The sequence below is a fragment of the uncultured Desulfosarcina sp. genome, from assembly GCF_963664155.2.
Lineage (GTDB): Bacteria > Desulfobacterota > Desulfobacteria > Desulfobacterales > Desulfosarcinaceae > Desulfosarcina.
The window spans coordinates 3,528,095-3,540,790 of record NZ_CAXXXH010000001.1; the positions used below are offsets into that span (position 1 = coordinate 3,528,095).

General features: G+C 57.6%; 13 protein-coding genes. 8 read left to right on the forward strand and 5 right to left on the reverse strand.

Annotated elements, in window-relative coordinates; all coding sequences use genetic code 11:
- Positions 1-20: 20 nt before the first annotated feature.
- Both ACHZBS_RS16060 and ACHZBS_RS16065 read left to right on the forward strand, forming a co-directional pair.
- The gene (locus ACHZBS_RS16060; protein WP_319407530.1) at positions 21-983 is read left to right on the forward strand and encodes a threonine/serine dehydratase; all 963 of its coding nucleotides are present in this window, start codon (positions 21-23) and stop codon (positions 981-983) included.
- Positions 984-1,004: 21 nt separating this feature from the next.
- The gene (locus ACHZBS_RS16065; RefSeq protein ID WP_319407531.1) at positions 1,005-2,012 is read left to right on the forward strand and encodes a potassium channel protein; all 1,008 of its coding nucleotides are present in this window, start codon (positions 1,005-1,007) and stop codon (positions 2,010-2,012) included.
- Positions 2,013-2,052: 40 nt separating this feature from the next.
- On the opposite strand, the gene ACHZBS_RS16070 is transcribed toward ACHZBS_RS16065, so the two are convergent.
- The 4 genes from ACHZBS_RS16070 to priA form a co-directional block, all read right to left on the reverse strand.
- Entirely contained in the window at positions 2,053-3,642 is a 1,590-nt protein-coding gene (locus tag ACHZBS_RS16070; RefSeq protein WP_319407532.1) for a SidJ-related pseudokinase, read from the reverse strand.
- A gap of 21 nt (positions 3,643-3,663) precedes the next feature.
- Positions 3,664-4,284 carry an HAD-IA family hydrolase gene (locus tag ACHZBS_RS16075; RefSeq protein WP_319407533.1) on the reverse strand — a complete coding sequence of 207 codons (621 nt, stop codon included), beginning with the start codon at positions 4,282-4,284 and terminating at the stop codon, positions 3,664-3,666.
- An 81-nt stretch (positions 4,285-4,365) separates the two neighbouring features.
- Entirely contained in the window at positions 4,366-5,169 is an 804-nt protein-coding gene (locus ACHZBS_RS16080; RefSeq protein WP_319407534.1) for a DUF1573 domain-containing protein, read from the reverse strand.
- Between the two features lie 95 nt (positions 5,170-5,264).
- Positions 5,265-7,766: a primosomal protein N' gene (gene priA / locus ACHZBS_RS16085; RefSeq protein WP_319407535.1), complete on the reverse strand. Its 2,502-nt coding sequence runs from the start codon at positions 7,764-7,766 to the stop codon at positions 5,265-5,267.
- 189 nt (positions 7,767-7,955) lie between these two features.
- Here priA and ACHZBS_RS16090 point away from each other — a divergent pair, with 189 nt between their 5' ends.
- The 5 genes from ACHZBS_RS16090 to ACHZBS_RS16110 all read left to right on the forward strand — a co-directional run bounded on the left by ACHZBS_RS16090 (position 7,956) and on the right by ACHZBS_RS16110 (position 11,661).
- The gene (locus ACHZBS_RS16090; RefSeq protein ID WP_319407536.1) at positions 7,956-8,255 is read left to right on the forward strand and encodes a hypothetical protein; all 300 of its coding nucleotides are present in this window, start codon (positions 7,956-7,958) and stop codon (positions 8,253-8,255) included.
- 30 nt (positions 8,256-8,285) lie between these two features.
- Entirely contained in the window at positions 8,286-8,954 is a 669-nt protein-coding gene (gene upp, locus ACHZBS_RS16095) for a uracil phosphoribosyltransferase (RefSeq protein WP_319407537.1), read from the forward strand.
- A 196-nt stretch (positions 8,955-9,150) separates the two neighbouring features.
- A complete protein-coding gene (locus tag ACHZBS_RS16100) occupies positions 9,151-10,386 on the forward strand; it encodes an MFS transporter (protein ID WP_319407538.1) in 1,236 nt (411 codons plus the stop codon).
- Between the two features lie 40 nt (positions 10,387-10,426).
- The gene (locus ACHZBS_RS16105) at positions 10,427-10,999 is read left to right on the forward strand and encodes a cob(I)yrinic acid a,c-diamide adenosyltransferase (protein ID WP_319407539.1); all 573 of its coding nucleotides are present in this window, start codon (positions 10,427-10,429) and stop codon (positions 10,997-10,999) included.
- A complete protein-coding gene (locus ACHZBS_RS16110; protein ID WP_319407540.1) occupies positions 10,987-11,661 on the forward strand; it encodes an FAD-binding oxidoreductase in 675 nt (224 codons plus the stop codon). The genes ACHZBS_RS16105 and ACHZBS_RS16110 overlap by 13 nt, the downstream gene beginning before the upstream one ends.
- Here the strand turns inward: ACHZBS_RS16110 and ACHZBS_RS16115 are convergent, their stop codons facing one another.
- A complete protein-coding gene (locus ACHZBS_RS16115) occupies positions 11,662-11,850 on the reverse strand; it encodes a CooT family nickel-binding protein (RefSeq protein WP_319407541.1) in 189 nt (62 codons plus the stop codon).
- A gap of 215 nt (positions 11,851-12,065) precedes the next feature.
- Here ACHZBS_RS16115 and ACHZBS_RS16120 point away from each other — a divergent pair, with 215 nt between their 5' ends.
- The gene (locus ACHZBS_RS16120; protein WP_319407542.1) at positions 12,066-12,542 is read left to right on the forward strand and encodes a rhodanese-like domain-containing protein; all 477 of its coding nucleotides are present in this window, start codon (positions 12,066-12,068) and stop codon (positions 12,540-12,542) included.
- Positions 12,543-12,696: the final 154 nt, after the last annotated feature.

A 12,696-nucleotide genomic window follows, 5' to 3' on the forward strand; every position in this document is an offset into this window, starting at 1 on the left:
GACTGTCATCGGCGCCGACCATGCTTGACATCCATGGACTTTCCCAGGCTGCGGCAACGCGAATCCGGCCCCACATCCGCCAGACACCCCTCGAACCGTCTACCGACCTGGGCCGCAACAGCGGCGGGCCGGTGTTTCTCAAGCTGGAAAACATCCAGCATACGGGTTCGTTCAAGGTCCGCGGCGCCCTCAATCGCCTGATGGTCCTCGACCCCGATCAGAGAAAGGCCGGCATCGTCACCGCCTCTTCCGGCAACCACGGCCTTGCGGTGGCTTTCGGCATGAACCGGCTGGGAATAAAAGGGGTCATTTACCTGCCCGAGCGCGCTTCTCCACTGAAGGTTCAAATGCTCGAAAACCTGGGGGCTACGATCCGTTTTCACGGATCGCACTGCGAGGTGACCGAAGCTCACGCCCGGCGGCAGGCTGAGAAAACCGGCCAGGTATATATTTCTCCTTACAACGATCCGTTCGTGGTGGGCGGGCAGGGGACGGTCGGGCTGGAGATCCTGGGCCGGCTGCCCCGAGTGGACTGTATCATGGTGTCGGTGGGCGGCGGCGGGCTGATTGCCGGCATCGCCGGGGTGGTCAAGGCGCTGCGCAAAGAAACCCGCATCGTGGGATGCCTGCCGGAACACTCTCCGGCCATGGCCGCATCCGTTCAGGCGGGTCGAATTCTGGACATTGAAACCCGGGACACCCTCTCCGATGGAACGGCCGGCGGCATCGAACCGGGTGCCATCACTTTCGACCCCTGCCGAAGGCTGGTTGACGACTGGGTGCTGGTGACCGAGGATGAGATTCGCGGTGCGATGGTTCGGGTATTCGACAATCACCGACTGGTGATCGAAGGTGCGGCAGGGGTGACGGTGGCCGGCTTTCTCAAAATGGCTCCCCAGCTGACCGGAAAGACGGTTGCCCTGGTGATCTGTGGCGGAAATATCGATGTGAGCCTGTTTAAACGGCTGATCCGTTCAACGTGATTAGGTAGGCATATAGTCACTATGGGAATCAGAAGACGGTTATACTTTGCAGCGGCCATACTCATCGGGACCATACTGATGGGAAGCACGGGCTACTATATTCTCTTCGAAGGCAAATCCAGCTATATCGATTGCCTTTACATGACCGTCATTTCACTGACCACCGTGGGTTACGGCGAAGTGCTGGGGATTACCGGAAACGTCCGCGCCCAGATCTTCACCATGCTGCTGATTACCTTCGGCATGGGTATCATCCTATACAGCATCAGTACCGTGACGGCCATGCTGATCGAAGGCGAGTTGACCGGCATGCTCAGGAGAAGAAAAATGGAAAACAAGATCAATGCCCTGTCCGGCCACTATATCGTCTGCGGCGGCGGAGAAACCGGCTTCCCCCTGGCGGTTGAACTGGTGACCAGCAAGGCCAGTGTGGTGCTTATCGAGCAGGACAACGCCGTCATCGAGCGAAGCCGTCAGATCAAGGGCCTCTTCCATGTCCATGGGGATGCCACCGACGACAAGAACCTGATTGCCGCCGGGATTGAACGGGCCACCGGCATTACCATCTGCCTGCCGTCGGACAACGACAACCTGTATATTACCATGACCGCCCGCATGCTCAATTCCACGGCACGAATCATCAGCCGCATGACCAACAGCCGGCTCAAGCCCAAACTGCTCAAAGCCGGTGCTACCTCCGTGGTCTCCCCCAACGCCATCGGCGCGTTGCGTATGGCTTCCGAGATGATTCGGCCGGCAGCCGTGGACTTTCTCGACAACATGCTCAGAAGCGAGCGCGGAGAGTTGCGCATCAACCAGCTTGACGTTCACGGCAACTCCACCCTGGCGGGAAAGACGATCATGAAATCCGGCCTCAGAGACCAGTTCAACCTGCTGCTTTTGGGCGTGCGGCGAAAAGATGGAGGATTTGAATTCCGGCCGCCCAGTTCTTTTGTCCTCGAAGCGGGGATGACCCTGATCGTCATGGGGGATATCGAGAATATCGACCGGGCCCGGGAGGCCTTGTAGTTGATGTTTCACTCGAACCGCAGATCTGGGGTGGAGGTCGTTACGTGCGGTTTTTCACTGTCTCAATAAACCGGCCGGCGATGCACACGGCGGACATCGCGGCCACAGCCTCGATGAGTTCGGGCAGCGATATCTGGCGATTGAAACCACCCAGGTGGGGGCCGCTGTTGATGAGGATGTCTTCTTCCCCCCGGGTCAATCCATCGAGTTGGTCAGCCGAATATCCCCGTTCTTTCAAGAAGGCGACAAATTCGCCGTCGGTCAAGGCGTTCTGATCGGTGCGGCGCAACAGCTCGGTCATGTAGCGGTCCACACCCATCTCCGCGATCATGCGACCGGTGAGGCCATCCAGATCCACCGGCAGGGATCCGTTTGCCGATTTGCCGGTAAAACCGAAATAATAATTTTCGAATATCTCCATAACCATCGACTTTAACAGCGGTCGGTCAAACAGGTCTCTTGCATCTACCGGCTGACCGTTGTCGTCCAGCCCGACTTTCGATTTATCCCGACCGCGGAAATGGCTGCCGGCCACCAGCAGCAGGCTCAAGAAGTGGCTGCCGATGTGCCGGTACAGGAGGCGGCTGTCACCGCAGAAGGATTCCAGGTGCTCGAAGTCCCGCAGCCCGGACAACCCGAGATTGGGAAATGCGCAGGAATCCAGCCACTGGTCCAGTCGCCCCGATCGGAACCACTGGTAGCGCCCCTGGTCATCCCGGCGCAACCGCTGGGTGCGGTTGTGAAACAGCGCGATGGGCGCATCGTGGATCACCCCTTTGGCGGTAAGCCTGCCTAAAAGGAAGGCGTTGCGTCCAAGCATCTCCCGAGCGGATAAGGTGTCGACCCGGTGGTGGTTGGGGTAGACGAAATAGTCCCGGTGGGCGATAAAGGCGATGGCCAACCCGTCGGGGTGCCTGTTGACGGTGTCCGGCGGCGCCAGTGGAATGCCCTTGAGGCGAAACACACGGGGGTTGTCAACACCCAGGGGCGTGGGAATGTGAAACCGGCAGTCGACGCTATAATCCGGCATTTTGAGTGCTTCCATCCAGCTGATCTCCTTGGCCAGACCCGTTGCCGTGTCTCCTTTTTTAGCCAGTTTGACAACCAGCAGATGGTTTTTTTCAGACGTTTCGACCACCAGGCTCCTGCCGATATACCGGGGGGTGCCAGTCATCGTCAGCCCGTTTGATGAAAGCAGGGTCGTCCATGAGATGGTCGGCCGGAATGTGCCGCTCCTATCGCCGATCCGTGGCCCGGCAATGCTGACCGGCAGGCTGCCCAGCGCTTCGGCCACGCCCCGGTGAGCGCTGCCGTCCGTTTTTAGGAGAAGATGGCGCAGGGACGCCAGCGCTTTCGATCCCAGGCCGTTATGGCCCGGCGCGGTGGCCATGTCGGTCATTACCGACGCGGCTTCCCGGAAGAGGAAATAGGCTTGTCGGACACTGCGAAAGGTGTTGGATTGCAGGAGCTGCTCCAGGGCGAAAAGGGTCTGTCCGTCAAGAACTCCCGGGTGCTTTCGCGCCAACCGGCGAAGGTCGGCAACGGCGTGGTAGGTGGCGATGAAATCAAAGTGAGGATCATTCAGGGCGGCTTCGGCGTGGATTTTCAGGGTGTCGGGGAAGGTGTTCATCTTGCAGTTCTTCCAAGTCGCCTACAGACCCAGCAGACCGGCAATCTCGGCCAGGTGCCGGATGTGGTGGTCGGCTGCCAATTCCCGGTTGCGGTAGGCCACAAAGGGAATGCCGGCGGCCTTGGCCGCCGTTTCATCCACCGGCGAGTCGCCCACATAGACCACCTCTTCAGGTGAAACCGAAAAGTGCTCGATTACCTTGACCAGGGCTTCGGGGTGCGGTTTGGGAAACTGAACGTCCAATGCGCAGACGACCAGGTCGAAGAGGTGGTCGATGTGGTGGTCCGCCATCACGCGGGCCATGGTGTCGGTGCGGTTGGTGGCCACCGCCGTTTTAAAGCGGGGGCGAAGCGTTTCCAACAACGGCACCAATCCCGGTTCCATCCGCATGAATTTCAAAAAGGGCAGGTACCCCAGCTGTCTGCGGTAAGCCTGGGCGTCGTCGCGGGTCGCCTTGTCGCTGATCAGGTACGCCAGGGATTCATCGACGGTGTGCATGTGGACATAGGCCAGCTGTTCCGGCACCATTGCCGGCAGGTGGCAATGCTCAAGCACCTGGTTGTAGTAGGCCCGGTTGGCTTCCTGGGAATCGAACATGACGCCGTCGCAGTCGAAGGCAACGACCTTTACAGGGCGTTTCACTGTCAAATCTCCTTTCCAGGAAATTAAAAAGCACCGGCAGACCTGTGTCGATGCTTTTCGATGGTATCGATAGTCGGCCGGCTACCCGTCACTGGCACTTTTTTTCGGCGAGGTGGGCCCGGATGGAGGTGTCGCCGCAATGATCTGGCCGTATACCGGAATGATTATCGTGGGCTTGATATCGCTGTCCGTGGTCAGGATCACCGTATCCGCGTAGCGCCCGGCAACCGTTTTTTTGTTTTCGATGGTCAGGATATAACCGTCTCCATCGGCCTTGCTGAATTCCTGGACATTAAAAGCGATATCGTTTCCGTTTCTGGCCTTTGCTTCGAGAATTTTGAATGGATAGGCCTTTTCGCGGGTGATGGTGATCGCTTTTTTAATGTCGGTTCCCGCCTGGCCGACCAGACGGGCATAGGCGGGGTCCATTCGGGCAAAGTTCAGTACCGCCCCGGTAATGTTCAACGTGACCCGGGTGTTGGCCGTGTCGTTGGTGAAGACCTCGATGTTCTTCTTCAGGGACCTGCCGCCGTAACCGCTGGTGTTGACCTTGATGCTGATAGTTCCCTCGCCGCCGGCGGGGATCTGCCTCGGGTATGAGGCGACCGAGCACCCTCAGCCGGTCTTGACCTGGGTTATGGATAGGGGGCCGCCGCCGGTATTTTTGATCGTAAAGCCATGGGTGATCAGGGTACCGTCCACCACCGGGTCGAACTCATATTTAAGTTCGGGCAACACCGCAGCGGGCTTTTCGACGGCTGCGACGGCAGGTGATGACTGGGCGTTTGGATCCTTGCCGGCGGCCTGGTCCGACGCGCCGACGATGGCTGCGGCGGCCCACAGCAATACAACCAGTGCCGTGATCGCAAGAATACGTAATTTCATGGGTTGTTCTCCTTGTTGAAAAATATGCGGATAAACGTCGCTTTTTCTTGTTGATCAAACCATTATGTTTAAGCTTCGGCGCCGATCCTGTCAAGCTACATCAGAAAAAACGGGTCGACGTCGACGGTGACTTTGACGCCACTGCCGGCGGATGCACTGTGGTGACCCAGGATCAGTTCATTGGCAAAGCGGTGAAGTTTGGCCGTGTCCGGGCTTTTGAGCAGGATCTGCCAGCGGTGGTGGTTGGCAATGCGGGACAGCGGCGCTTCGATGGGACCCATCACTTGAATCGGTTCGTGAAACGATGTTCCAGCAGCCAGCATTTCCCGGCAGTTTTCTCCCAATGCCCTGGCATGGGCGGCGGTCTGCTGAGTATCTTTGCCGGATATGCGCACGGCAATCATGCGGGTATAGGGCGGATATCCCAGGGCTTTTCGAAAGCCGATTTCATGGTTGAAAAACGCCTTGAAATCCTGATCTCTTGCAGCAAGGATGCTGAAATGTTTTGGGTTATACGTCTGGAGAATCACCCGGCCAGGTTGATCGCCGCGTCCCGCCCGTCCCGCCACCTGGGCCAGCAGCTGAAAAGTCCGCTCCCCGGCGCGAAAGTCCGGGAAATTCAGAGTCAGGTCGGCGCATACCACCCCCACCAGGGTGATGCCCGGGAAATCGTGTCCTTTGGCTACCATCTGGGTGCCTACCAGGATGTCGATTCGGCGGTGTTTCAGATCTTTCAGCAGGGTGACGATCGAACCTTTTCGGGCCATTGTGTCCCGGTCCATGCGTGCCACGCGTGCTTCTGGAAACAACTGGTTCATGGCCTCCTGGATTTTTTCGGTTCCCACGCCCAGCAGCCTGATTTTGTCGGAGCCGCAGGACGGGCAGGTGGATGCGGCAGCTTTGGAAAAGCCGCAGTAGTGGCAGCGAAAGGCATTGGCCCGTTTGTGCAGGGTCAGGGAAATATCACAGTTTTTACATCGAATGGGCTGCCCGCAGTGCCCGCAGATGGGAAAGGCGGAAAAGCCCCGCCGATTGAGAAAAATGAGGGCCTGGTTTCCATCGTCCAGGGTTTCCCGGATTGCCTGCTGAAGCGGCGCGGTAATGTAGCGGCGAATGCCCCGGTCGTCGCGACTCCGGGAAAGATCCACGGTCTGAATGGCCGGCAGGGGTTGGCGGTTGACCCGCCGGGTGAGGCCGGCGGTTTCGTATTTGCCAACGGTGACGTTGTACCAGGACTGCACCGAAGGCGTTGCCGATCCCAGGATGGCCAAGGCGTTGTGGTGACGGGCGCGGACTACGGCCAGGTCTCTGGCGTTGTAGCTCAGTCCGCCTTCCTGCTTGTAGGAGGTGTCGTGTTCTTCGTCCACAATGATCAAACCGACATCGCCAAAGGGTGCGAAGATGCATGAGCGGGCGCCGATGGCGATGGTCGCGTCCGCTTTGGCAATGCGAAGCCACTGGTCGTAGCGTTCACCTTGGGACAGGCCGCTGTGGAGCACCGCCACCGTTTCTCCGAAGCGGGCGCGGAACCGGCGTTCGGTCTGGGAAATCAGGGCGATTTCCGGTACCAGCACCAGCACACGAAGCCCCTTGTCCAGGGCGGCCTGCGTCAGGCGAAGGTAAATTTCGGTTTTTCCGCTGCCGGTGACGCCGGCCAGCAGAACCGTTTTGAATCCATTTCCGAGCATCGGTGCCATGGTGCTAACCGCTTCGGCTTGCTCGGCGGTGAGGGAGGGCGGGGTATCCGGTTCGATGGCGTCGCCGAACGGGTCCCGGTAGACCGTCTTTTCATAAACAGCGACCTGTCCGGCCTTCTGCATTGCCCGGATGAGTGTCGGGGCGGTGGGAATGCGTGATCTCAGCACCGGGATACTCAGGTCACCTTCGGTTTCCAAAAGGTGCCGGATGTTCTGGCGCTGCAAAGACAGCCCGGCGGAGACGGGCGCGATATTATTAACGGTCACCCACCGGATGGTTTTCGGCTGGACCTGACGCGCTTTGACCTGCCGATCCATCTGAATCCATCCCCGCTGGCGCATCTTGTGGACCAAGGCCCATGAAACGGGCTGACCGATCTCTTTTTGCAATTGCTTGATGCCGGCCGGTCGTTTTGCCAATGTCGACAGGATGATCCCTTCCAAGGGCGATAGGGGGGACGATGCCAGGGCCTGCACGCCAGCTTCGCCGAGGGTCAGGACGGCGATATCGGCAAGATTCAGTCCGGATGGCAGGGCGGTATTGATTACCTGTCCCAAGGGGTGCATGTAGTAGGCGGCAATCCATTTGAAAAACGGGATCATGGTTGCCGGAAAAAGGGGCGTGTCGTCAAGTACATCCAGGATATGCTTGATTTCCAACGGATCAATCCTGCTGGCTGGCTCCCGGGCCGCGCCGATCAGGTAACCGGTGACTGTTCGTCTGCCAAAGGGCACCAGCGCCCGTTTGCCCGGACAGGCATGCGGGGCGAGATGCGCCGGGATGCTGTAGCTGAAGATGTCATAGACCGGCAGGGCCACGGCTACCGATACAATTTGCCGGTGATGACCGATTTGATTTTGCTTGACAGGGCTCACGGCATCTTTTAGTTTGAATTTCATGGTGTTGCGAACAATTGCCCCAAAGGCACGCCTCCGATTCGGCGTATTATAGCCGCGGAAAGATGCGGTTTCAACCATATCATGCGTTGCAAGTGTTCCCAATACCTGCTAACATCTTTAAATTCGATGGGTTATCCGCCAACCGCAACGGTGCGGAGGCAATTATAAAACCACAAAGGAGGAAACGGTATGAACGGGATCCTGAAACGCGTGATTGTCCTGCTGACCGCGATTGCACTGGTCGCGGTTCCCTGCATGACCTGCTTTGCCGAGGGATTGGAACAGGATGACGATGTCATTGCCGGGAAAATGGCCGGTGATGCTCTGGTTGCCAGACCCTTGGGACTTTGTGCCACGGTGATCGGCGGAGCGATTTTTGTCGTATCCCTGCCATTTTCCGCCTTGGGCGGAAATACCAAACCCGCCTATGACTACCTGCTGGCAAATCCTTTCAAATTCACCTTCAGCAGACCGCTGGGTGAGTTCTAACTTTTTTTAACCAAATCAATGTGATACAAAATGCGCCCGGTGATCCATCGCCGGGCCCGAAAAGGAGGATGTGTGCCCGTACATCTTGTCGAACACCCGCTGATCAGACACAAAATTGGCCTCATGCGTGGGCATGATGTCTCAACAAAAAATTTCAGGGAGTTGGCCAATGAACTGGCTACGCTGCTCACCTATGAAGCCACCAAGGACCTGGAAACCGAAACCATGACCATCCAGGGATGGGCGGGTGATGTGGTCGTCGAAAATATCAAGGGCAAGAAGATTACCGTGGTTCCGATCCTCCGTGCGGGATTGGGGATGATGGACGGCGTGCTGAACCTGATTCCGTCGGCCAGGGTGAGCGTCGTGGGGTTGTATCGCAACGAAGAGACTTTGGAGCCGGTGCGCTACTATGTAAAGATGACCAGCAACATGGAAGAGCGGATCGCCCTGATCCTGGATCCCATGCTGGCCACCGGAGGCACCCTGGTGGCTACCATCGACCTCCTGAAAGAATCGGGTTGTCGACAGATCCGTGGGCTGTTCCTCGTTGCCGCGCCCGAGGGGCTCAAACGGCTGGAAAAGGTCCATCCCGATGTGGATATTTACGTGGCGGCTATCGATGACAAACTTAACGATATCGGTTATATCATTCCGGGGTTAGGCGATGCGGGAGATAAAATTTTCGGGACCAAGTAACCCGGAATCCTGCAAGAACGGTTTTCATTCAGCGCCCGGTTGACAGCCGGGCGTTTTTTTATATCTGAAACGTTAAAAAGAAAGATCGCGACAACCCACTGCCTGCATCGGTTTTATCTGCAGTGCATCCCGCCTGACCGGGTGATATATGCATTTCAACACCCATGGGACTGGGCGTATCGCGAGGCCGGGATACATGAACCCATCTTTGTTGACCACACTGCGTGTATTCATTCCCTTTGCCGCCGGATATTTCCTCTCTTACCTCTACCGCGTGGTCAATGCGGTTATCGCTCCGGACCTGGTGGGAGATCTGGGCATCGGCCCGTCGGCCCTGGGTCTGCTGACCGCCACCTATTTCATTTCCTTTGCCTCATCGCAGTTGCCGCTGGGTGTGCTGCTGGATCGTTTCGGCCCTCGGCGAATGGAAGCGTTTCTGCTGCTTTTTGCCGGGCTGGGTGCCTACCTGTTCTCCCGGTCCGGATCGTTGGCCGGTCTGGTGGTGGCCCGCGCCTTTATCGGCTTTGGTGTGTCGGCCTGTCTCATGGCGGCCTTTAAAGCATATACCCTGTGGTTTCCCAAAGAGAAATGGCCTCTGGTGAACGGTTTTCAAATGGCCGCCGGGGGACTCGGTGCCTTGGCGGCGACGGCACCGGTGGAGGCGGCCCTGCAGGTGACCGACTGGCGTGGCGTTTTCATGGTGCTGGCGGTGCTCACCCTGATGGTGGCCGTGGCCGTATACACCGTGGTTCCCGAAAAGCCGTCCAGCGGTGCTGGCGAAAGCTTCAAACATCAGCTGCGGGGCGTCAGGAAGGTGTTTACCAGCCTTGACTTCTGGCGAACAGCCCCGTTGACCACTATGTCCCAGGCGTCCTTTCTTTCCATACAAGGGCTTTGGGCCGGGCCCTGGCTCAAGGATGTGGCCGGACTGGAGCGCATGGCGGTGGCCAATGTGCTGCTATGGATTGCCGTGGCAATGATCGCGGGCTTCATTGTTCTGGGATCGCTGGCCGAGCGATTGAGCCGCTCAGGCATCAGCGTGCTTGCGACCGCCGTGACCGGGATGGTCCTGTTCATGGCCGTGCAGGTGATGGTTCTGGCGGCCCCGGTTCGCTGGGCGATGCACGTGTGGGTGCTGTTCGGCTTTTTCGGCACATCGGGCATCATTGCCTATGCGGCACTTTCCCAGCGATTTCCGGTGCAATTGTCCGGGAGGGTCACCACGGCCGTCAATCTGCTGGTGTTTATCGCCGCCTTCATCGGGCAGTGGGCCATCGGGGCCATTATCGGCCGCTGGCCTGTCGATGCAAGCGGGCATTACGCCCTGGCGGGCTATCGCACCGGTTTTTTCGTCATGCTGGCCATCCAGACGATGACTTTGCTCTGGTTTTTCACAGCCAGCCGGATGATCAGGAACTGCGGAAAGAAATAGTGCCACCAATCCGCCTTCGGCAACACGACGGGAGACATTCATGAAAATTTATACCGGCACGGGAGATCGGGGCAAGACCAGCCTCTTCAGTGGAGAACGGGTCTCCAAGAGCAGCCCGCGCCTCGAGGCCTATGGCGATCTGGACGAACTCAATTCCGTGATCGGAGCGGTTGTTGCTGCGATGAACGAGGATCAACCGGCGCTGAAGGATGAGATTATGGCTATTCAGGCGCTGCTTCTGGAAGCCGGCGCCTGGCTGGCGACGACCCCCGGCGCCGCGTCCACCCGTTTTTTGAAACCGTTCACGAAGGACCCCGCTGAAATGCTGGAAATCGCCATCGACCGGATGAACGCATCCTTGCCCGAACTGAAACATTTTATCCTGCCCGGCGGGCATCTGTCTGCTTCGCTGGCCCATATGGCCCGCACCGTCTGCCGGCGAACGGAACGGTGCGTCATCGAACTGGCTGAACATGAGGACAGGGATTCGGGGCCTACCGACACCCTGACGCATATCCTGGTGTTTCTCAACCGGCTTTCCGATTACCTTTTTGTTCTGGCCCGATACTGCAATCATATCCAGGGGCAAGGGGATGTGCCGTGGCAAGGGTAAGCGACACACCCCGCTTTACCGCCAGCCTGGTCGACCGGCACTGGCTGGCCCCCGGCATCCTTGAACTGCGGCTGACCCGACCGGTGGAAATCGACTTTATTCCCGGCCAGTTTATGCGATTCGCGATGGACGGCTACGAGCGGGACTACACCCTGGTTTCGACCCCGGATGCCGAGACCATCGATTTCTGCGTCGCCGTTGTGGACGGGGGACGGTTTTCCGGAGACATCCTGCGGGCCGACATCGGGACTCCATTCCAGTTGACCGGGCCCCACGGCCATTTCGTTTTCCAGGGCCCGGCGAATCCGGCGGTGTTCGTGGCTACGGGGACCGGTGTAGCCCCATTTGTGGCCTTCTGTCGCAGCGGAGTGAACGCCGGCCTTCTGCTCCACGGGGTGGATACACCAGACCGTCTGATTTACCGGGAAATTTTCCAATCGGCGCTGCGTGAATATATCCCCTGCATCAGTGGGCCTTTTGAAAATAGGGATAGCGTGGAGAACGCATTTTCGGGTCGTGTCACGCATTATCTGGAGCAACAGCTGACACCGGGTCCCTATGATTTTTACCTGTGCGGTCGGGGGGGCATGATCCGTGATGTTACTGCATTAATCGACGAACAGTTCAGCGATTCGCGGCTTTTTATCGAGTCCTACGATTGATTACACCGGCAGAAAAACCATCCGTTTTTCGCTGTTGTCGTAGCGAACCATTTTGGCCTTCAGCGTCCGTTCTTCACCAAAGATATTGACCAACCGCATGCCATTGCCCACTTCCTCGATGAGGTCCACATTTTCCAGCACTTTTTCTTCAACCCCGTTCTTCACGACAAAGACGTTGACGTCGCACATGATGCTTCTCCTTGAGCATGAAAGTATGTTATTGCTTTTTCCGTCAGGCTCCGGCCGACAAGTATTGTGGACAATTCGTTCACCAAATGCAATACCCGTTTCCCCGTGTCCGTTTTCATTGGACCCCAAAAAACGGGTTGATTGTGATCCTAAAATGGCTATTTTGGCTTTACTGAGCTATTTTATCCCTCCAGAATAAAAAGAGTGGCATTCGATTGGTCAAACAGGCAACCAAAGAAGCATTGATCCTTATCCTTGCCGCCATTGGCATTGCTCTTGCCGTTTATGCGGTCAGACCCGATAAGATAGGGATCGCCCCTGCAAGGGTAACCCCAGGCAATATCCAGCAGGCACCGGGCGACATTGGTTTTTCTGAAATTTCCCTCGATGATGCCGTGCGCCTCTATGAAAAAAAAGGTGCTATTTTTGCCGATGCCCGCCATGCTGCCGATTTCGAAGCGGGGCACATCAAGGGGGCCGTTCACCTGTATGCGGCGGATCAGGAGACCTGGCTGCATGACTTTCTGGCCGCTGTCGACCCTGCCAAAGTAATTATCACCTATTGCGATGGTGAGGACTGCCACCTGGCCCCGGCACTTGCCGAACTCTTGTTTTTCAACGGATTCAACAATGTCCGCTACCTTAGAAACGGGTGGACACGATGGCGTGAAGGCGGCTTTCCAGTGGAATGATACAATTTCGCATGAAGGCCGAACTGCCCGGTATAGAGTACACGGACGGCGTGCCCAAGCTCAACATTCCCAAACCCGGGTCTATCAGTCCGAAGCATGTCGCCGCACCATAAAGCGGAATGATATCATGGAAAAGGGTATGGGTGTTTTTTCG

Bases quoted from the DNA above. Each gene is read 5' to 3' on its own strand.
- ACHZBS_RS16060 (WP_319407530.1), top strand. From the start codon at position 21: ATGCTTGACATCCATGGACTTTCCCAGGCTGCGGCAACGCGAATCCGG.
- ACHZBS_RS16065 (WP_319407531.1), top strand. From the start codon at position 1,005: ATGGGAATCAGAAGACGGTTATACTTTGCAGCGGCCATACTCATCGGG.
- ACHZBS_RS16070 (WP_319407532.1), bottom strand. From the start codon at position 3,642: ATGAACACCTTCCCCGACACCCTGAAAATCCACGCCGAAGCCGCCCTG.
- priA (WP_319407535.1), bottom strand. From the start codon at position 7,766: ATGAAATTCAAACTAAAAGATGCCGTGAGCCCTGTCAAGCAAAATCAA.
- ACHZBS_RS16090 (WP_319407536.1), top strand. From the start codon at position 7,956: ATGAACGGGATCCTGAAACGCGTGATTGTCCTGCTGACCGCGATTGCA.
- upp (WP_319407537.1), top strand. From the start codon at position 8,286: ATGCGCCCGGTGATCCATCGCCGGGCCCGAAAAGGAGGATGTGTGCCC.
- ACHZBS_RS16100 (WP_319407538.1), top strand. From the start codon at position 9,151: ATGAACCCATCTTTGTTGACCACACTGCGTGTATTCATTCCCTTTGCC.
- ACHZBS_RS16105 (WP_319407539.1), top strand. From the start codon at position 10,427: ATGAAAATTTATACCGGCACGGGAGATCGGGGCAAGACCAGCCTCTTC.
- ACHZBS_RS16115 (WP_319407541.1), bottom strand. From the start codon at position 11,850: ATGTGCGACGTCAACGTCTTTGTCGTGAAGAACGGGGTTGAAGAAAAA.